This is a genomic window from Micromonospora sp. NPDC000668 (assembly GCF_042897975.1).
Lineage (GTDB): Bacteria > Actinomycetota > Actinomycetes > Mycobacteriales > Micromonosporaceae > Micromonospora.
Genome location: NZ_JBIAYP010000001.1, coordinates 849,906 through 869,457 on the forward strand (window position 1 = coordinate 849,906; position 19,552 = coordinate 869,457).

At 67.8% G+C, this 19,552-nt stretch carries 18 protein-coding genes and 1 pseudogene; 7 read left to right on the forward strand and 12 right to left on the reverse strand.

Annotated elements, in window-relative coordinates; translation table 11 throughout:
* Window positions 1-22: 22 nt before the first annotated feature.
* Both ACFY29_RS03855 and ACFY29_RS03860 read right to left on the reverse strand, forming a co-directional pair.
* On the reverse strand, window positions 23-715 hold the full coding sequence (locus tag ACFY29_RS03855; protein ID WP_328418115.1) for a nitroreductase family protein: 693 nt from the start codon (window positions 713-715) through the stop codon (window positions 23-25).
* Window positions 712-1,053: a metalloregulator ArsR/SmtB family transcription factor gene (locus tag ACFY29_RS03860; RefSeq protein ID WP_328418117.1), complete on the reverse strand. Its 342-nt coding sequence runs from the start codon at window positions 1,051-1,053 to the stop codon at window positions 712-714. The genes ACFY29_RS03855 and ACFY29_RS03860 overlap by 4 nt, the downstream gene beginning before the upstream one ends.
* 182 nt (window positions 1,054-1,235) lie before the next feature.
* Between ACFY29_RS03860 and ACFY29_RS03865 the strand changes: the two genes are divergently transcribed.
* Together ACFY29_RS03865 and ACFY29_RS03870 are read left to right on the forward strand one after the other, a co-directional pair.
* Window positions 1,236-1,904 (forward strand): ThuA domain-containing protein, encoded by a 669-nt coding sequence (locus ACFY29_RS03865; RefSeq protein ID WP_386983189.1) that lies wholly within the window; start codon window positions 1,236-1,238, stop codon window positions 1,902-1,904.
* A gap of 49 nt (window positions 1,905-1,953) precedes the next feature.
* On the forward strand, window positions 1,954-2,346 hold the full coding sequence (locus ACFY29_RS03870; protein WP_386983191.1) for a hypothetical protein: 393 nt from the start codon (window positions 1,954-1,956) through the stop codon (window positions 2,344-2,346).
* A gap of 120 nt (window positions 2,347-2,466) precedes the next feature.
* Here the strand turns inward: ACFY29_RS03870 and ACFY29_RS03875 are convergent, their stop codons facing one another.
* Entirely contained in the window at window positions 2,467-3,600 is a 1,134-nt protein-coding gene (locus ACFY29_RS03875) for an epoxide hydrolase family protein (RefSeq protein ID WP_355604249.1), read from the reverse strand.
* Between the two features lie 75 nt (window positions 3,601-3,675).
* Between ACFY29_RS03875 and ACFY29_RS03880 the strand changes: the two are divergent.
* Window positions 3,676-4,617, forward strand: a pseudogene (locus tag ACFY29_RS03880) (helix-turn-helix transcriptional regulator); the annotation flags it as partial.
* A gap of 645 nt (window positions 4,618-5,262) precedes the next feature.
* On the opposite strand, the gene ACFY29_RS03885 reads toward ACFY29_RS03880, so the two are convergent.
* Both ACFY29_RS03885 and ACFY29_RS03890 read right to left on the reverse strand, forming a co-directional pair.
* Window positions 5,263-6,792, reverse strand: a complete 1,530-nt coding sequence (locus ACFY29_RS03885; protein WP_386983193.1) for a hypothetical protein — start codon at window positions 6,790-6,792, stop codon at window positions 5,263-5,265.
* A 63-nt stretch (window positions 6,793-6,855) separates the two neighbouring features.
* The gene (locus ACFY29_RS03890) at window positions 6,856-7,434 is read right to left on the reverse strand and encodes an alpha/beta fold hydrolase (protein ID WP_386983194.1); all 579 of its coding nucleotides are present in this window, start codon (window positions 7,432-7,434) and stop codon (window positions 6,856-6,858) included.
* A 337-nt stretch (window positions 7,435-7,771) separates the two neighbouring features.
* Between ACFY29_RS03890 and rph the strand changes: the two genes are divergently transcribed.
* Window positions 7,772-10,369: a rifamycin-inactivating phosphotransferase gene (gene rph, locus ACFY29_RS03895; protein ID WP_386983196.1), complete on the forward strand. Its 2,598-nt coding sequence runs from the start codon at window positions 7,772-7,774 to the stop codon at window positions 10,367-10,369.
* Window positions 10,370-10,706: 337 nt separating this feature from the next.
* On the opposite strand, the gene ACFY29_RS03900 is transcribed toward rph, so the two are convergent.
* Window positions 10,707-11,396 carry an NAD(P)-dependent oxidoreductase gene (locus ACFY29_RS03900; RefSeq protein ID WP_386983198.1) on the reverse strand — a complete coding sequence of 230 codons (690 nt, stop codon included), beginning with the start codon at window positions 11,394-11,396 and terminating at the stop codon, window positions 10,707-10,709.
* Window positions 11,397-11,456: 60 nt separating this feature from the next.
* Here ACFY29_RS03900 and ACFY29_RS03905 point away from each other — a divergent pair, with 60 nt between their 5' ends.
* A complete protein-coding gene (locus ACFY29_RS03905) occupies window positions 11,457-11,828 on the forward strand; it encodes a winged helix-turn-helix transcriptional regulator (protein ID WP_386983199.1) in 372 nt (123 codons plus the stop codon).
* Between the two features lie 87 nt (window positions 11,829-11,915).
* Here ACFY29_RS03905 and ACFY29_RS03910 read toward each other — a convergent pair whose 3' ends face one another.
* The 5 genes from ACFY29_RS03910 to ACFY29_RS03930 form a co-directional block, all read right to left on the reverse strand.
* Window positions 11,916-12,647 (reverse strand): cation diffusion facilitator family transporter, encoded by a 732-nt coding sequence (locus tag ACFY29_RS03910; RefSeq protein ID WP_386983201.1) that lies wholly within the window; start codon window positions 12,645-12,647, stop codon window positions 11,916-11,918.
* Window positions 12,644-13,018, reverse strand: a complete 375-nt coding sequence (locus ACFY29_RS03915; protein ID WP_386983203.1) for an ArsR/SmtB family transcription factor — start codon at window positions 13,016-13,018, stop codon at window positions 12,644-12,646. Before ACFY29_RS03915 ends, ACFY29_RS03910 begins: the two co-directional genes overlap by 4 nt.
* Window positions 13,019-13,094: 76 nt before the next feature.
* The gene (locus tag ACFY29_RS03920) at window positions 13,095-13,802 is read right to left on the reverse strand and encodes an alpha/beta hydrolase (RefSeq protein ID WP_386983205.1); all 708 of its coding nucleotides are present in this window, start codon (window positions 13,800-13,802) and stop codon (window positions 13,095-13,097) included.
* A 190-nt stretch (window positions 13,803-13,992) separates the two neighbouring features.
* Entirely contained in the window at window positions 13,993-14,835 is an 843-nt protein-coding gene (locus ACFY29_RS03925) for an enoyl-CoA hydratase/isomerase family protein (RefSeq protein ID WP_328418143.1), read from the reverse strand.
* A gap of 185 nt (window positions 14,836-15,020) precedes the next feature.
* Window positions 15,021-16,856, reverse strand: coding sequence for a glycoside hydrolase family 15 protein (locus ACFY29_RS03930; RefSeq protein ID WP_386983207.1), 1,836 nt, complete (start codon window positions 16,854-16,856; stop codon window positions 15,021-15,023).
* Between the two features lie 197 nt (window positions 16,857-17,053).
* Between ACFY29_RS03930 and ACFY29_RS03935 the strand changes: the two genes are divergently transcribed.
* On the forward strand, window positions 17,054-17,662 hold the full coding sequence (locus tag ACFY29_RS03935) for a DJ-1/PfpI family protein (protein ID WP_386983209.1): 609 nt from the start codon (window positions 17,054-17,056) through the stop codon (window positions 17,660-17,662).
* A 190-nt stretch (window positions 17,663-17,852) separates the two neighbouring features.
* Window positions 17,853-18,512 carry a DNA alkylation repair protein gene (locus ACFY29_RS03940; protein WP_386984624.1) on the forward strand — a complete coding sequence of 220 codons (660 nt, stop codon included), beginning with the start codon at window positions 17,853-17,855 and terminating at the stop codon, window positions 18,510-18,512.
* Window positions 18,513-18,532: 20 nt separating this feature from the next.
* On the opposite strand, the gene ACFY29_RS03945 is transcribed toward ACFY29_RS03940, so the two are convergent.
* Window positions 18,533-19,537, reverse strand: coding sequence for a phosphotransferase family protein (locus ACFY29_RS03945; protein WP_386983211.1), 1,005 nt, complete (start codon window positions 19,535-19,537; stop codon window positions 18,533-18,535).
* Window positions 19,538-19,552 lie beyond the last annotated feature (15 nt).

Here is a 19,552-nt window from a genome sequence, read left to right on the forward strand (position 1 = left end):
GGCGACCTCACCGGCGGTTGTCCTACCAACGGTCCCAGTGGGCGAAAGACTCGGCTTCGGCGCGAGGGCCGGGCTTGAAGTCCGTGCCGAGGGTGTAGGCCACCGGTGTGAGGGCTACCTGCACAACCGTGTCGTACGGGATGCCGAGCAGGTCGGCCATCTCCCGCTCGTAGCTGAGATGACTCGTGGTCCAGGCGGTGCCGAGCCCGCGTTCACGTGCGGCCAGCATGAAACTCCAGAACGCCGGTATGACCGAACCCCAGGCACCAGCCTGCCCGCGAACGCTGTCGAGCTCGGCGCGTGACTCAACGCGCAGGCACGGGACGAGAAGCAACGGCACCTCGTGCAGGTGTTCGGCGAGGTGTTGCAGGCTGCCCGCGATGCGACTCCACTCGGTCGAGGCGAAGTTCATGCGGCTGAAGGCGGGCCCGGCCGTTCCGGAGGCCGGCGGCGGCGCCATCAGACCGCGCCGCCACAGATCCGCGACGGCCGCCCGGGTCCGCTGGTCTTGGACGAAGATGAAGTCCCAGCGCTGCCTGTTCCGGCCGCTCGGCGCTTGCAGGGCTATGCGGAGGCACTCCTCGATCACGTGGCGCGGCACGGGGCGGCGCAGGTCGAGACGCTTGCGCACGGCGCGGGTTGTGGTCAGGACCTCGTCGGCGGACAGACCGAGGGTGCCCGGCGAGCTCTGCGGTGCCGATCCCGAGTCGGTCATGCCAGCGCTCCCCCGGTCGTCGTCTCGCAGATGCCCAGGTTGGCGGTGACCGCAGGAAGCAGCCCGGGAAACCGGTCGTCGATCTCGTCGGCACGCAATTCGTGACGGCGAAAACTCCCGTTCGGCGTGACGCGGAGGATGCCGGCCTCACGGAGGACCTTCAGGTGGTGCGAGAGGGTCGACATGCTCACCTCGGACAGCGCTTCGAACTTCCCGCAGACGACACCACCCGACTGCGCCAACTGCCGTACGACACTCAAGCGGACCGGGTCGGCGAGCGCGCTGAGCAGCGTGGCCAGGTCGACCGCGGCGAGGTCGGGATGATGCAGAGCCCTCATGGGCGCCATGCTACCGTTCATTTCGTCATTTCGCGAATCATCGAAATGGCGGTCTGGACGGCCCCGGGGGCCGGCACCGAACCGGGACACGGCTCGCATCGGTCGAAGATCGACAGGGTGTCCGCTCCCCCACCCACCGTGGGCCAGTCACCCTGGCATCAAGCAAGCAGGATCGGAGCATCATGGCGCAGCCCATCGAAACCATCATCTTCAGCGGAGAAGGCCCGTACGCCGACCCGTGGCACCCGCTGGCCGACACCAGCGCAAAGATCGCCGAGATCGTCGGCGACGCGAGTTCCGTGGCGACCGTGACGTCCATCAGCCAGCTCGACACCGCCCTCAACGGTGTCGACCTGCTGGTCGTCAACGCGAGCGCCAACCGCGCGACACCGATCGCCGAGGATGACGACTTTGCCCGCATCCTTGACGCCTTCCTCGCCCGCGGCGGCAACGTTCTCGCCACCCACAGCGCGACAATCGCCTTCCCCCGCCTGCCAATCTGGCGGTCCACGATCGGCGCCGTCTGGGACTACGACAAAACCTTCCACCCGCCGATCGGCCAGACTCTCATCCGGCGCAGCGGCGTGGAACACCCGATAGTCGATGGACTCGGCGACTTCGAGGTCCACGACGAGCGCTTCACCAACCTGGATCTGGTCGACGATGGAAGCAGTGAGCCGCTCTACGTCCACGAGGAGAAGGGTGCCTCCCACCCGCTCGTCTGGGCACGCATCGTCGGCAGCAGCCGGGTGATCTACGACGGTCTCGGTCACGACCTCAGGTCGTACGAGTCGCCGGGACACGTCGACCTGCTCAGGCGCACCGTGTCCTGGCTTCGCCACCACATCTGACCCAGCGCGAGGCGGAGCCGGTACTGCTGGTGGCGGCGTTGACCGCTAGGTGTCGGACTGGCCGCAACGGCACCGCCGGCGGCTGATCACGCCGCTACAGATCCTGCTGGCGGCCCCGTTCCTGCTGTTCGCACTGCCTCTACCGTATGGCGACGCCCTGACCGCCGCGGCGCTCGGAGCGACTGGCTACAGCGCCGGTCTGCTGCTGCAGGAACGCCTGCTCGCTCAGACCGGCGACGACATCCGCGGCCAGGCGCTCGGCCTTCACTCGGCGGGCATGCTCACGATGCAGGCGGTCGGCGCCACCATGGCCGGGGCCGCAGCGCAGATCCTGCCGGTCGGCACCGCGATGGCTGTCATGGCGCTGGCATCGCTGTGCATCAGCGCCACCCTCGCCGCAGCGATACGCCGCCCGATCACGGTTCCGGTCCACGTCGGCTGAGCCCGCACGGTCTCTTCGCTACGGGACACCCCGTCCTCACCAGCATGATCGGGCGTACTCCTGCTGGCCCGGACCGGGGCGGTCCGGGCCAGCAAGACCTCTACCCTGACGCGTTTGTGGTCAGCGGAGCGGGCGGAAGAATTCGCGCATGTCGTCGACCAGGAGATCGGGTGCTTCCAGGGCGGCGAAGTGACCGCCGCGGCTGTACTCGGCCCAGTGCACCACGTTGTGGTCGCGTTCGGCGAGGGGTCGGATGGTGATGTCGTTGGGGAACACCGCCACCCCTGTCGGCACTGGCGACCGGGTCTGGGCCTGACCCCAACTGCGGGCCCCTTCGTAGTAGATGTGGGCCGCGGATCCGGCGGTGCCGGTCAGCCAGTACACCGAGACATCGGTGAGGATCAGGTCGCGGTCGATGGCGTCCTCGGGCAGGTTCGCGCTCGGGTCGGTCCATTCCTTGAACTTCTCGACGATCCAGGCGAGCTGCCCGACCGGTGAGTCGGTGAGGGCGTAGGAGATGGTCTGCGGCCGGGTTGACTGGACGATCGCGTATCCGCTCATGTCCTGGCCCCACGTCGACATGAGCGCGAGTCGGGCCTGATCGGCCTCGGTGAGGTCGGCCAGCTCAGCCGGATCGCCGGAGGGGAAGGTCCCCAGGTTGTTGACGTGCACGCCGATCACCCGGTCGGGATCGATACGGCCGAGCTCGGGGGACACAATCGCTCCGGTGTCCCCGCCCTGGGCGCCGTAGCGGTGGTAGCCGAGGCGTTCCATCAGGGTGGCCCAGGCCCGGGCTACCCGGCTGGTGTCCCAGCCCGGGGCGGACAGCGGGCTGGAAAAGCCGAAGCCAGGCAGCGACGGGGCTACCACGTGGAAAGCGTCGGCAGGGTCGCCGCCGTACCGGGCGGGATCGGTCAGCGGGCCGATGATCTTCATGAACTCCACGATCGAGCCGGGCCAGCCATGGGTGATGATGAGCGGCAGCGCCCCCGGCTCGGGCGAACGGACGTGCAGGAAGTGCACGGTCTGGCCGTCGATGGCAGTGGTGAACTGCGGAAACTCGTTCAGCTGCGCCTCATGGGCACGCCAGTCATAAGAGGTGCCCCAGTAGTCGGCCAGATCCTTCAGGTAGCCCAGCGGCACCCCGGCCTCCCAGCTCGTGCCCGGCAGCTGGCTCGGCCAGCGGGCGTCGGCGAGCCGCCGGCGCAGGTCGTCGAGGCGGTCCTGAGAAATCTCGATCTTGAATGGGGTGATCTCTTCGCTCATGACTGCCACGCTACGGACCAGCTAGGACAGGTTCCGCCCTAGGCGCATGACAAACTTCTGAGCATGTTGGAAACCTCCGCGCGACTGCTGCGGCTTCTCGGACTGCTGCAAACCCCGCGCGACTGGACCGGCGCAGACCTTGCGCAGCGCCTGGAGGTCGACGTACGGACCGTGCGGCGTGACATCCAGAAACTGCGTGATCTGGGCTATCCAGTGCACGCCATCGCTGGCGCGGCCGGCTACCGGCTCGGCGCCGGGACGAAGCTTCCGCCGCTGCTGCTCGACGACGACGAGGCCGTCGCCGTCGCCATCGGGCTGCACACCGCCGCAAGCGGCACGGTGACCGGTATCGAGGACAGCTCACTGCGCGCACTCGCCAAACTCGAACAGGTCCTGCCCTCGCGCGTACGACACCGCGTCAACCTGCTGCACTCGGTCACCGTCACGGTCCCGGCCAGCGGACCGACCGTGGACCCAGCCGTACTCACCGCCGTCGCCGCCGCCTGCCGCGAGCACCACCGGCTCCGCTTCGACTACCAACGCCACGACGGCACGAGCTCGGTACGCAACATCGAACCGCACCGACTGGTCCACACCGGCCGACGCTGGTACCTGATCGGCTGGGACACCGACCGGCGCGACTGGCGCACGTACCGCGTCGACCGGATCCGTCCCCGCATCCCGACAGGCCCGCGATTCACCCCGCGACAAGCGCCCGACGTCGACCTCGCCGGCTACCTCACCCACGGCGTATCCACCGCCCCATACCGTTACCAGGCCCTGATCACCCTGTACGCGCCAGCCGAGACGGCCGCCGAACGGTTCCCACCCACTGTCGGCGTCATCGAAGCCATCGACCCGCACACCTGCCAACTGCACACCGGATCCAACTCCCTCGACGAAATCGCCATCTACGTCGCGCTGTCCGGCTTTCCCTTCCAGATCCACGAACCACCCGAACTGATCGCACACATCCGACACCTCGCCACCCGACTCATCGACGCCACCATCCCTATTGGGCACGATGTGCAGGCCAAGCGTGCGGCAAGGTCAACTGGGGAGAACGTGGGCGCATCAGGATGGTCATACAGCGTCACCTACCAGCCGGACGTCGCCGCCGCGCTTGAACAGTTGCGCCAGGACGTGTACGCCCGAGGTGCCTACTACAGCGAGGAGCCGAACCCACTCCTTGCCCTGACCGCAGACGAGTTTCGTGCCACGCTCAATCCCGCGGACAACGAGAGCGGGATCAACGAGTTCCTCCTCGACGAGTGGCGCGCCGCCCAGCAGCGACCCAAGCCGATTGACCCGGACACGTTGTTCGCAGCGCAGCCTGACTCCGGGACGCACTCCATCATCGATATGGCCAACGGCGTGTCGGCCGAGCCGGCGCTGTTCACCGTCTCTCCGTTGACCGACGAGCAGATGCAAGGGTTCTTCGGGACCCTGACGCCCGCGCCGGACCAGGTCATGGAGTGGATGAAGAGCGACGCCCCATACTCGGTACGCGAACGATGGCACGGCATCTACATCGTCAGTTACGTCGACGGACGTCCCGAGCAAATCCACTTCGCTGGGTTATCCGGCGACTGAAGGACGCCGCGCGTGTGTGTTCGACGCCGGGCTAGCCGACATCTCGGTCGTCTGGTGTTAGCTCGCGGTGGTCCCGTCCAGGATGTGCAGCATTTGTTCGACTGTCAGGGCCGGGTTGGCCGCGGCGGCCTCGGCCAGTTCAGGATCATTGAGGAGTGCGGCGATCCGCGGTGCCGAGAGGCGAGGGCTGGTTGCCATCGCCTGCCGCACGGTGGCGTCCGGGTCGGTGCTGAGCCGGTCGACGAGTTCGGGATTGGCGTGCGGGTCGAGGGCAACGAGCCGCCGTACTGCCGGGTCGGGGTCGTCGGCGAAGCGGGCCAGTCCTTCGGTGGGAAACTGCGGTAGCTCGCTGAGGCGGTCGCGGCCGCAGCAGTGGTACTCCAGGAAGCAGCGCAGCAGCAGCGCTGGCGGCGCGGCCGGGTGGTGCTGGGCGAGCAGGACCCGTACGCCCAGGTCAGAGTCGTCGGCGAGGATGGTGACCGTTTCCACCGGCAACTCGGCGTTGCGGGCCGCTCGGCGGCGCAGCAGCGGATTAACCGAACGGGCCCAGCACAGCGCCTCAGTGAGCTGCGGCGAGGCATCGTCGGGATACGGGATCGAACGGCAGCGGACGTCCGCGGAGCCGAAGTGTCCGTCGTCCCGCACAGTGGTCACGTCGATGTCGATGTCGGCCCGCTGTAGCTCGGTGAGGCCAGGATGGGTGGAGACCGCAGTGCGGACCTCGACCACCGGATCATTGGCGAGCCTGACGAGTTGGTCGCCGGTCAGGTCGACGCGACCGGTGACTCCCTGCCGCACCGACGGGTCAGGGTGGCATAGCAGCGTCTCGACCACGTCCGGCGGCACCGTCGGGTTCTCACCCATCACTCGCAGCGCAGCCGTGTCGCCGCTGGCGAGCACGTGATCGACCAGCGCTCGGGAGAGGGGACGCTGCAGCACGTACCAGAACGTGTGACAGTGCTGATCCGGCAGATCCGCAGGCTCCATCACCTGCTGCCGGTGCGCGACGGATGCCACGGCCGCCGCCCGCACCTCGGGCGCCTCATCGTCCAGCAACGCCTGGCGCGACCGCTCGTCCAGCCAGTACAGGGAACCGGCCGCGAACCGGCGCACACCCGGCCGGGGGTGCGCGGCGGCCAGCCGGAACAGACGCCGGTCATACCCCATTGCGTCGAGCAACTCGCCGATCAACTCCTCCCGCGTGAACGGCATGTCGGAGGGTCGGCCGTCGAGCTCGGTCAACAAACTGACCAGCACGTCGTCGGGCAGCGGCTCCTGTCCGGGTCGGCCAAACGCGCGTACTCTCACCCGCCACGCCGGGTCAGCCAGCAGCTTGGCACGCACCAGAGGGTCGACTCCCGGGTGGGCGGCCAGCGCTCCGCGGATCCTGGGCGAGGGATGGCGCAGCATCGCATCCCGCACCGGCGGTGGCAGCTCGCGGCGGCGGCGTAGCCCCTCGCACACCTGCTCCGGCCATGTCTCCACCAGTCGGAGCAGCACGCTGCTCGGTGCTGCCGGGTTCCTCGCCAGACCACGCAGCAACGGCGACGGCGACGAACACCGATCCAACCAGGCATCCCCGATCACCGACCGCACCTTACGCCCAGGCAGGTCGCACCGAAGCCCGCTTATCGGCCTCTGGACTCTTCGCTATTCCGGGGCGACGGGTCGGAGGTCGTCAAGCTTGATCACCCTCGCCACCTCGCTCAGGTCACTGTCCAGTTGGTGATCGCGCCTGGGCAGCAGGTGCAGCTGTGCCTGCGGGATGACGCGGGTGTAGAGGTCGGCATGCGACGGTGGAGCAGTTTCGTCCTGGAGTCCATGGAACACATGCACCGGCACGCCTTGCGGCAGCCGCGCGCCGAGGTTGTGCGGCGGCTCGAACTCGTCGCCGGGCCAGCCACCCGCACCGACGAACGGAGCGGCGATCAGCACGATCGCCTTGAGCTCCCGCTCCGGTGGCCGCTCGGCGAGCGCGTTGATGAGGATCGTCCCGCCCACTGAATGGCCGGCGACGACCGCCCCGTCGTCCAGGGCCGCGATCTCCCGCCGGATGGCCGCGCTCCACTTGGCGAAGCTCGGGTCGCCCTCGTCGGGCATGCGCGGGTAGCGAACCTCGTACCCGTCCCCGAGCTCCCGCCTCAAGCTGTCGAACAGCTCGTTGTCCCATTCGTCGTGCACGTCGGCGCCGCCACCCTGAATGAACAAGATCTGCGGGGTCACCGCCATGACGATCCTCCTTGGGCACCGCCTGCGGGGGGAGCAGCGACGGCCTCGCGGAGTTGGCTAGCTCACCACGCCAACGCTTCGCGAGAACGGTTTCCGTCTGCAGCGGCTAACAACAAAGGGAAGCGATCCCACTTTAACGTATATCGCACCGGGGGGCTTGCCGCAAGACCCGGGTCTTGCCGCAGAATCGTCGGCCGGAGCCAGGAACGGACGAAGAAATGGGGCACGACGTGCGTGTGTTGTTGTCGACCTACGGGGGGCGCGGTGACGTCGAGCCACTGGTGGCATTGGGGGTCAGTCGAGTGCAGCGGACGACGGCTGCCTCGGAGGTATCGCGATGATCGAGCAGTACCTGTTGGGTCTCCAAGAGGTCGACGAGGCGCAGGTCGCGATCGTTGGCGGCAAGGGCGCGCACCTGGGGGCGTTGTCGCGGATCGAGGGCATCCGCGTGCCAGCCGGCTTTTGCGTGACGACGGACGCCTTCCGGCGGATCATGGCCGAACGGTCGTCGATCGACGATCGGCTCGACCAATTGTCGCGCCTGAACCCGGGCGACCGGGAGGCGATCCGCACGCTCAGCGCGGAGATCCGTCGGACCATCGAAGGGATCGTCCTCCCCGACGATGTGGCGGCGGCAATCACCCGGGCCCTCACCCAGCTCGGTGAGCGAACTGCCTACGCCGTCCGATCCAGCGCGACGGCGGAGGACTTGCCGACGGCCTCCTTCGCCGGCCAGCAGGACACGTACCTGAACGTCGTGGGGTCGGCGGCGATCCTCCAGCACGTCAGCCGGTGCTGGGCCTCGCTCTTCACCGAGCGGGCGGTGACCTACCGTCAGCGGAACGGCATCGACCACCGCTCGGTCCACATGGCCGTTGTCGTGCAGCAGATGGTCTTCCCGCAGGTTGCCGGCGTCCTCTTCACGGCCGACCCCGTCACGGGCAACCGGAAGGTCGCCACCGTGGAGGCCAGCTTCGGCCTCGGCGAGGCCCTGGTCTCCGGGCTGGTGAACGCGGACGCCTACAAGGTCCGCGACGGTGAGATCATCGACAAGGCGATCGCCACCAAGCGGCTTGCCATCCACGCCCTGCCGACCGGCGGGACGCAGGAACAGGCGATCAGCTCGGAGCAGCAGGAGCAGCCGGCGCTGACGGATGCACAGGTCGTACGGCTCGTGCAGCTCGGGCGGCGGATCGAAGCACACTTCGACCACCCGCAGGACATCGAATGGTGCCTGGTCGACGATGACTTCCAGCTCGTCCAGAGCCGGCCAATCACCACGCTGTTCCCCGTTCCCGAGACCGGCGACGGAGAGAACCACGTCTACGTCTCCGTCGGTCATCAGCAGATGATGACCGACCCCATGAAACCCCTGGGGCTCTCCATGTGGCAGCTGACGGCCATGGCGCCGATGCACGGCGCCGGCGGGAGGCTGTTCGTCGACGCCACCCGGGCCCTGGCCTCGCCCGCGAGCCGCGCCGGCCTGCTGGAGGTGGTGGGGAGGGGCGATCCGCTGATCAGGGACGCGCTGGAAACAGTCCTCGACCGCGGCGACTTCGTTCCGACGCTCCCCGATCGGGGTCCAGCAGGGCCGCCCGCTGGCGGCTCGCCCGCCCCCATCGAGACCGATCCGGCCATCGTCACCGAGCTGATCGAGCGCAGCCAGGCATCCATCGCCGCCCTGCGGCGCGACATCCGGACGAAGACCGGACCGGCACTGTTCGACTTCCTGCTGGAGGCCTTCCAGGAGCACAAGCGAGTCCTCGGTGATCCATTGAGCATGCAGGCGATCATGGCGGGGATGGAGTCCACCTGGTGGCTCAACGACCAGCTGCAGGAGTGGCTGGGCGAGAAGAACGCGGCCGACACCCTCACGCTGTCCGCCCCCGGCAACGTCACGTCGGAGATGGGACTGGAGCTCCTGGACGTCGCTGACGTCATCCGCCCCTACCCGGAGGTGGTGGCCTTCCTGCAGGAGGTCGAGGACGAGGGCTTCCTGGACGAGCTGGCCAAGCTCCCTGGCGGCCAGGAAGCGCGCGACGCCATCGAGGCCTACCTCGACCGGTACGGCATGCGCTGCGCCGGCGAGATCGACATCACGAGGCCACGCTGGAGCGAACGCCCCACCACGCTCATGCCCGTCATCCTCGACAACATCAGGAACTTCGAGCCGGGCGCTCGCAAGCGACGCTTCGAGCAAGGGCGACAGGAGGCGCAGAAGAAGGAACAGGACGTCCTGGAGCACTTGCGGGCCCTGCCGGACGGGGAGCGGAAGGCCGAAGAGACCAAGCGGATGATCGACCGAGTCCGGACCTTCATCGGCTACCGGGAGTACCCGAAGTACGCCATTGTCAGCCGCTACTACGTCTACAAGCAGGCCCTGTTGGAAGAGGCCGAGCGCCTCGTACAGGCCGACGTGCTTCGCGAGAAGGAAGACATCTTCTACCTCACGTTCCAGGAGCTTCACGACGTCGTGCGCACGAACCAGGCCGACGATCAGCTCATCCACCGCCGGAAGGACGCGTTCAGGTCGTATCAAGCGCTCACACCGCCCCGGGTGCTCACGTCGGAAGGTGAGGGCATCACCGGGGCGTACCGACGCGACGACGTGCCGACCGGGGCGCTGGTCGGCCTCCCGGTTTCCGGCGGGATCGCCGAGGGCCGAGCCCGCGTCATCCTGGACATGGCCGAGGCCGATCTCGAACCAGGCGACATCCTGGTCACCGCCCACACCGACCCGAGCTGGTCACCCCTGTTCGTCGGGATTGAGGGGTTGGTGACGGAGGTGGGCGGCCTCATGACCCACGGCGCGGTCGTCGCCCGGGAGTACGGCTTGCCCGCCGTCGTCGGTGTGGAGCATGCGACGAAGCTGATCCGGGATGGGCAGCGGATTCGCGTGCACGGAACCGACGGGTACATCGAGATCCTGCCTTGACGGGCCACCGACCGAGAAGGCTGTTCGTGGCTTCCGGCCCGAAGCAACGCTGAGCAGGGTCCACCGAACTCCAGCGCCGTCCAGTAGGCGCGCCCGCCGCCGGGTGGTCGGGCAGGCTCAGCAGGCGCCGCGGTCCCTGGCGGCGCTGGCGATCAGCCTGGCGGCGGGCGGCGTCACGTTCGATGTCGTTCGTTCACCAGATGTGGCAGCGGCGGCGTTACCGGCACCTCGTCAGGCAAGTCGCGATCAGGCGCCACGGCACCTGTTCGGCCTGTGACCATGGCCTGGTGAGTCAATACACCGTTTCTCCAGAGATTCCGAGGTGTGAGTAAGACGGTCATTCGTCGCGGTGGGCTGACTGCCGGATGTCACTGAAAATGGACACGCGAGTGCGATGGTGGCGGGGCGCCTCGATCTCGTCGATTGTCGCTACGGCCAAGTCGGCGTACGAGAGATGTGCGACCTCCCGGTCCGGGACGCGCTCCCCGCCGACCTGGTAGCGGCCGGTGTGTGGGGCGTCCATGTGCAATGCGGCGGGTGGGGTGAGCATGAGCCAGTCGACCATCGTGTCTGCTGCCTGGAGTCTGTCCAGACCGGCCGTGTGGGCAAGGGCGAAGGGTCGGAACTCGCCGGGTAGTACGGCGGGATCGTCGAGCAGGAGCCGACCTTCCGCGTCCTTGAGGTTGGCGAACAGGCCGATCACGATCAGTCGGGGTACGCCGGCTTGGGACAGTCCGTAGAGGAGAGCGTCAGCGGCCTTGACGAAGAAGCCCGGATCGAGGTCGAGGGTGGCGAGCGCCTCTGGTCCGGATGCGGGGCTGACCGCGTGGACCACGGCGTCGTGGCCGTGCACGATCGCGGAGACTGACTGCGGGTTGGTGACGTCACCGCGTACCGCGGAGGTGATGTCGGGGTGTTTGTTGGGGTTCCGGACAATCGAGGTGACGTGATGTCCGCGGCGGTGCGCCTCGGCGGCTACGGCGCGACCCGCCCGGCCGCCGGCTCCGAAGATCGCGATGCTGGTCATGGCGCGACGCTAGTCGGCTGGGGGCCGGTTACTGCAACGGTACTGGGGTAGGTTCGAGCGGTGACGTTGAAGCTTGACGCGGACATGTTCGATCCAGCGTGCCCGTCGAGTGTGCTGCCGTTCCAGATCGGTGACAAATGGACTGCGATGGTGGTGCTGTGCCTGGAGCATGGGCCGCGTCGGTTCAGTGAACTCCGGGTGCCGTTGCGGACGGTCACGCCGAAGGTTCTGACCGAGACACTGCGGGCCATGGAACGGAATGGCACCGTCACCCGTACGTCTTACGATGAAAACCCGCCGCGCGTTGAATACGCACTGACGCCGCTTGGTCGGAGCCTGCTGACTCTTATCGAAGCTGCGCGGTCCTGGACCAGAGAAAACAGGTCCGAGCTGGTGGCCGCCCGAAAGTCGTATGACTCGCGCTTGTCGTGATTCGTCAGAGGCGAGGGCGCTAAAGCGTCCTGAGAGCAAACTCCCATGAGTCGAGAACTGTAGTTCGCCGGTCCGGAACCGCCGCGGCTACCGGAGGCTGCGGTCTTGGTTGGCGCAGCAGGCATCAGTGCAGCCAGGGCCGCAGCCGCAGCTCGCCGCGCCGTCGGTCTCGCCGCCAACGGCGGGCAGGGCGCAGTCGTCGCACTGCTCGCCGCGCCACGCCTCGACGCCTTCGCGGACGGCGACGGCGGCGATGACCAGCGCCGCGATGGGATCGGCCCACCACCAGCCGAGGGCGGCGTTGGCCAGCAGCCCGACGAGCACGATCGCGGACAGGTACGTGCAGAGCATGGTCTGCATGGAGTCGGCGACGACGGTGGCCGAGCCGAGCTCGCGCCCGGTGCGCCGCTTGGCCCAGACCAGCAGCGGCATGACACCGACGGAGACGGCGGCGATGCCGATCCCGATCGGCGACGTCTCGGCCCGCTCGCTGCCGAGCAGGCTGCGGGCGGCGTCGACGGTGACCCAGGCGGCCAGAGCGAAGAACGACACGGCGATGAGTCGCAACGCCAGGCGCTCGCGGTTTTCGGGGACGCGGGAGCGGAACTGCCAGATGACGACCAAGGCGCTGGAGACCTCGACGAAGGAGTCGAGGCCGAAGCCGAACAGCGCCGTCGAGGACGCCGCCGCGCCAGCGGCGACGGCGATGACGCCTTCGAGCAGGTTGTAGCCGGCTGTGGCGTAGGCCAGGTGCAGGCTGCGCCGATTGAGCTGAGCGCGCCGCGGTGGGCTTGGTGCCGTGCGGAGCGGGACACTCACCTCGTCACCGCAGGGGTGTCGGTGCCGTAGGTGGGGCAGAGCGCAACGGCGGAGCCGGTCGCGGCGAGCACGCCTTCGGTGGCTTGCAGGAGGTCCATCAGCTCAGGCCTCGTGAGGGCGTAGAACGACTGCCGGCCCTCGGCGCGGTAGTCGACCAGGCCGCAGTCACGCAGGCAGGCGAGATGCTTGGACACAGTGGACTGGGCGAGGCCCAGCTCGCCGGTCAGGTCCACGACCCGGGCCTCCCCGGCGGCCAGCCGCCGCACGATCCGCAGCCGCGTCTCATCGGCCAGGGACCGGAACAGCGCTACCGCAGGGCTCATCCCGCCCGCGACTGCCGCAGTCACACACCCGTCGTCCATCATCGCCATGGCGCGATAATAGCCCAGTCGGGCGATGCCGGGTGGCGGACCCTTCGGGATCGGGCCGCCATAAGCGCGTGGCGGACTATGCAGCGCTGTTCAATCCGCTGGCCGCGTCCTTGATCAACGATGCCACCGCACCGGGCTGGGACACGTAGATCGCGTGACTTCCGGCGACCTCCACCACCGTGGAGCCGGTACGCTCGCTCATTGCCCGCTGCGCGGGTGGCGGGATCATCCTGTCCTCGGTGGCGACCAGGTACCAGCTCGGCTTGCCGCGCCAGGCGGGTTCGGTCACCTGACCGGCCAGCGCGTCCGCGCCCCACGGCACCTGCGAGGCAGCCATGAAGGCGGCCTGCTGCGCGGGGAGGTCGCCAGCGAACGAGTCGGCGAATTTCTCCCGGTCGAGCATCAGGAGACCGTCCCTGGGAGGCAGGATCGGCGGCACGGGGGCGCCGGGCGGCGGGTTGGCGATCAGAGTGTTGACGGATTCCCCCTTGTCCGGGGCGAATGCCGCGATGTAGACCAACGCAGCAACCTTGGGGTGGTTTCCCGCCTCGCTGATGACGACGCCGCCGAAGGAGTGGCCGACGAGGATGACAGGCCCGTCCTGCTCATCGAGGGTCCAGTTGGTGGCAGCCACGTCGCCCGCAAGCGAGGTGGTCGGGTTCTGCACAATGCTGACGTTGTAGCCGTCGTTGGTGAGCTCGTCGTAAACGGCCTGCCAGCCGGACCCATCCACGAAGCCGCCGTGTACGAGGACGACGTTCTTCGTCGTCGAGTCTGCACTCACTGTGTTCCTCCTGTTGCTGAGCGACGCCGTCCGGCGCGACGTTGACAGTAGGGCGACCCGATGACCGCCGATTCAGTCTTTTGACTGGCATCTGGGCGGGCCCAGCGGGTACTTACCTGCTTTTCCCGCCTCCATGCCTGGATGACGTCACGGTCCCGCCCAACCGCTGCGCACCATCCAGCGGCGGCGCTTACCCGGCGGCCGGCAGATCAGCGACCCGTGTGCCGAGATCAAGCTCCAGCGACCCCCGGGTCTGAAAGCCCCGGCCGAACAACTCCTTCGACCGGTCCTGCACCTCCGGGGCGGCGACCAACTCCTGGAACCGGCGGCCGTCGGCGCGTACGGCCTCGGCCGGTGGCAGTGTCAGCTCGTTGATCGCCCGCTTCGTGGCCTGAATCGCCGCCGGGGGAAAGGACGCGATCCGCCGGGCCAGCGTGGCCACGAACTCATCGAGCTCGGCGTCCGGCAGCGCCCGGTTGATCCACCCATACCGCTCCGCGAGGTCGGCGTCCGCGTCCTGCGCGCCGAGGATCATCTCGAGGGCCCGTCCTCGGCCGAGCCGGCGCGCTAGATGTTGTACGCCACCAGCTCCGGGTGCCACGCCGAAACCGCACTCGGGCTGGCCGAGCAGCGCGTTCTCCCGTGCCGCGAAGCACATGTCGCAGGCGAGCACGAACTCGCTGCCCGCTCCCCGAGCCCGTCCGCGCAGTTTCGCGATCGTGACGACCGGCACCTCGCTCAGCTTGCGCAGCACCATCCCGAGAAAGGCGTCCTGTGGACCCCCGCCCGCCTTGGCCGCCTCGGCCGTGTACTCGGCGACCTTGGTCAGATCGACGTGGGAGATGAAAAAGTCCGGGTCGGCGGTGTCGAAGACGACTACCCGTACCTCTGTGGCTCTGGTCAGGCGGTCAAGCAGAGTGACCAGGTCCCGCACGAACTCCGGGCCGATCATGTTGATCGGCGGCGCGTCCAGCGTCACCGTCAGGACGCCGCCGGTCAGCTCGGTACGCAGGGTCTCGAACGAGGTGTTCATCCGCCTGCTCCTCTCCGTCGCGAGACCGAAGCCGCGGGCAGCGGCGGTGAGATCCGCGGGGCGACCAGCGCCGGGGCCTCACGTCATGCGACGGATCGGTGCCCGATGGTCGCTGTCGATGGTACGGACTGGCTCCGCCCAGCCGTGGCGCTTCACCAGATCCCCAGGGCGCACCGCGCGACTCCTCAGGGGCGGCGGGCGTCGAGCAGGTGGTCGAGGCTCACCGCCGTGCCAATCAACGAGAGGTGGCTGAACGCCTGCGGGAAGTTGCCGGTCTGCTCACCGGTGGGTGCGATCTCCTCAGAGTAGAGGCCGAGAGGACTGCTGTAGGTGAGCATCTTTTCGAAGGTCAGCGTGGCGTCGTCGAGCCGTCCGGACTCGGCGAGGGCCCGGACGTACCAGAAGGTGCACATGGTGAAGGTGTTCTCCTGGCCGGGAAGGCCGTCGGGCGAGGCGGTCGGGTCGTATCGGTAGACCAGGCTGTCGGACACGAGATCCGCGTCCATCGCCCGCAGCGTGGACTGCCACATCGGATCCATTGATGAGACCAGTCCGACGCCGGGCATGGCGAGCAGCGACGCGTCCAGGACGTCGGTCGCGTAGTGCTGCACGAAGGCACCGCGTCCGGGGTGGAAGCCGCGGGCCATGATCTGGTGGTAGATCTGGTTTCGGTTTTGCACCCACCGGGCGGTGTCGGCCGGTCGTCCGCTTCGGTGCGCGAGGCGGACAGCCCGGTCGAGGGCGACCCAGGACATCAGCCGCCCGTAGGTGAAGTCCTGGCGGCCGCCCCGGGTTTCCCAGATCCCGTCTTCGGGCTCGTCCCAGTGCTCGCAGACCCAGTCGACCAGTCGCACGGTGTTCAGCCACAACTGGTGAGAGGTCTGCAGACCAAGGCTGGCGGCTTCGTGGAGGCCATTGAGTAGCTCGCCGTAGATGTCGAGTTGCAGCTGGTTCGCGGCGGCATTGCCGATCCGCACGGGCGCTGATCCGCGGTAACCCTCGAAGTGGTCGAGCACCTCCTCGGAGAGATCGGGTGAGCCGTCGATGCGGTACATGATCTGCAGCGGCACCTCCCGGTCCCTGGCCTCCCGGACCCGTTCGTCGACCCAGTGGATGTACTGCCACGCCTCCTCGGTGAAGCCCAGCTTGAGCAGGGTGTGTACGGAGATTGACGCGTCGCGGATCCAGGTGTAGCGGTAGTCCCAGTTGCGTTGGCCGCCGACCTGCTCGGGCAGCCCGGCGGTGGGGGCGGCGATGAGCGCGCCGGTCGGCGCGTACGTCATGAGCTTGAGCGTCATCGCCGACCGCTCGACCATCTCCCGCCAACGACCGGTGTAACGGGAACGGCCCAGCCAACGCCGCCAGAAGTCGCGGGTTTGCTCCAGCAACTCCTGCACCTCGCCCGGCGTGTAGAAGCGTGGCAGGTCAGGCGACACTCCTGTTTCCAGAACGGCACCCCCGGCCTCGCCCTCGCGCAGCGTGGCGATGGCCCATATGCCATCGTCCTTGCGCTGGACTCCCTGCTCGCCGGGCTGGGTTTCGGGGTATCGAACGAGGCTCACGGCGAGGGAGAGCGCAGAGCTGCGGAAAACGTGACCGGCGGGGTACGCGTCGAGTTGGTGCGGGTCTCGCCCGTAGTTGAAGCGGGGTTGGCAGTCGACCCGGAACCGCATGACACCTCGGACAACCCGCAGCATCCGCACCAGGCGGTGGCGGTCGGTGGGCTGATCCCCCGCGACGGGCATGAAATCCACCAGCTCACCCACGCCGTCCGCGCTCAGGAAGCGGGTGATCAGGATCGGCGTGCCGGGCAGGTACAACTGCTTACTGACGTAGTCGACGCCCTCTGGCGACACCTGGAAGTACCCGCCCTTGTGCCGATCGAGCAGGCCGCCGAACACGCTAGGCGAGTCGAACCGAGGGGCACAGAACCAGTCCAGCGTCCCGTCCTTCGCGACCAGCGCCGCGGTCTGCAGATCACCGATCAAGCCATGGGCTTCCATCGCAGGGTACGAATCCACCCATGCCTCCCCAAATTATCTCAGCGTTACCAGACTACTTTCTAACGGACGAAGCACCAATAACGCACCACTGTGCCTGATGATCTTCAAACAGCCATTGGGCGCGGTTGGCATGCCGCCAGCCGCTGATTGGCTCTCGACCTGTAGAGGCCCGCCAGGGAGATTGCAGATCTGATGCCGTACTTGAGGGAGTTGTGATGCAGGTAGCCGTGGTGACCTTCGACGGGTTCAACGAGCTCGACAGCTTCATCGCTTCCGCGCTGATCAACCGGTGCCGTAAGGGCGGCTTGGAGGCCTTCATTACGACGCCGACACCGGTGGTCACGTCGATGAACGGCGTCGAGGTGACCGGACAGCGCCCGATGGAGTTCGTGACCGAAGCCGACGTCGTGCTGATCGGTAGCGGGGTGAAGACGCGAGACGTGGTCGCCGACGACCAGTTGCTCTCCAGGCTGCTGCTCGATCCCTCGCGACAGCTGATCGGTGCGCAGTGCTCCGGCGCGCTCGTGCTCGCCCGGCTCGGGTTGCTGGCCGGCATGCCGGCTTGCACGGACAGGACGAGCCGGCCCTATGTCGAAGCCTGCGACGTCACCGTGCTGGACGCGCCGTTCCACGCCGAGGGAAACGTCGCTACGGCGGGCGGTTGCCTGGCGTCCCAGTATCTCGCCACCTGGGTGATCAGCCGAATGCTCGGGGAACACGCCGCGCGCGACGTCCTCGATTACGTGGCTCCGGTCGGCGAAAATCAGGAGACTGTCGAGCGCGCCGTACGCGCCATCCACGCAGGTGAGGTTGCGCTGCGCTGACGCCCCGCGATGAGCCTTCCCGGGCCCGCCTGCAGTCATAGCGGCGACTCCTGAGCGCATTGGAGGGATTTCGTGTCGGTGGCTGCCGTCGAGTCGGCATGTACGACAGGTGGCCGACTTCCGTCGTAGGCTGCATCTCGCACGCGATGGGCAGGAGGCTGAGGTGGCCGAGACGGCGCTGACCGAGACGATGGTGGCCGAGGTGATGGCCGAGCTGGCCGAGCTCGAGGACCCGAAGACTCGCGAGGTGAACGAGAAACACGGTGACGATCACGGTGTGCACCTCGGCAAGCTGCGCGCGCTCGCGAAGCGGCTGAAGACGCAGCAGGAACTCGCGTGCCAGCTCTGGCAGACGGGTGACACCGCGGCAAGACTGCTAGCGATCTTGATCTGCCGCCCGAAGGCGTTCGAGCGTGACGAGTTGGACGTCATGTTGCGCGAGGCGCGCACACCCAAGGTGCACGACTGGCTCGTGAACTACGTGGTGAAGAAGAACCCGCACTCCGAAGAGCTGCGCCTGGCCTGGTCCGCCGATCCGGATCCAGTGGTCGCGAGTGCCGGCTGGGCGCTGACCACCGAACGCGTGACGAAGAAGCCCGAGATCCTCGACCTCCCAGGACTGCTCGACATTGTCGAGACGGAGATGAAAGACGCCCCGGATCGCCTGCAGTGGGCGATGAACCACTGCCTGGCTCAGATCGGAATCGAGCACGCCGAGCACCGCGCCCGTGCAATCGACATCGGTGAGCGCTTGGAGGTGCTCAAGGACTACCCGACTTCCCCGGGCTGCACCTCTCCGTTCGCGCCCATCTGGATCAGCGAGATGGTGCGCCGACAGCACGGTAGGTAGAAGATCCGAACCGGCTTCGTTCAGCCCACGAGCGCTCGTACGACGTCGGGCCGGTTCAGGGCCGCGACACACCAGGCGAAGTGGCCGTCCCTGCCCTGGGCGTCGTAGGCGTTCGCCGTGATCAGGGAGTACGCCGCACGGTAGACCAGGAGCGCCTCCCGCTCATAGCCCAGGCGCTTCTCGATGTGCGCGTAGAGACCGAGCTCGGTGTCCAGGGCGTGCTCCCCGTACATGTCGAAAATCGAGGCTGCCACGGAGGCGTCGAACACCGGGTCGCCCTCGGTCGTGAGGAAGCCCCAGTCAAGAACCGCAGTAGGACCGCCGGCGTCGTTCACCAGGATGTTGCCCAGGATCATGTCGCCATGGACGACGGACCGCCGTCCGCTGTCGACATCACGCAGGCGGTCCTGCAGCGCGTTGAGCTTCTTGTCGAGGTCGTCGACAGCCGGGTCGAGCACCGGCCGGAATCGGGCGACGCGACGCTTCACCGCTGCGTGGAGCGCATCCGGGAAATCGGCGGCCGCGTCGTAGAGCGACACGTCCTCATCCATGACCGACAGCGCTCGCCCCTCGGGCAGGGGCCCACTTCCCGCCAACTGAGCCAGCACGTCGACGAACGCCGACCTGGCCTCGTCAACGCTGATGCGACCGGCCTCCAGTTGGTCGGTCATGGTCGTGCCGGCCAGCCGCTGCTCGATCGTGACGCAGCGGTCCTCGATCACATGGACCTCGTGGATCCGCGGGACCGCGAACTCGAAGGGCTTCCCGGCCAACGCGTGGTAGAACACCCGGGTGCGCTGCAGCGATACCTCCGACTGGCCGAACCAGACCTTGGCGACCCGCTCCTGGTCGATCTCGTAGACAAGCCCTTCCATCCCCCGACCCAGCAGTCGGGGGTCCGCCTCGCCCGTCCAGCGGTGCAGGAGCCGGACCACTTCGTCATTGGTCGGGTAATCCACAAGGCCGCATTCTCTACCCCCGCACGTGGGCGGGCCGGTCGTGGACGGTGACTCGCGCCCCCGCACGCGCCTCAGCCGGCG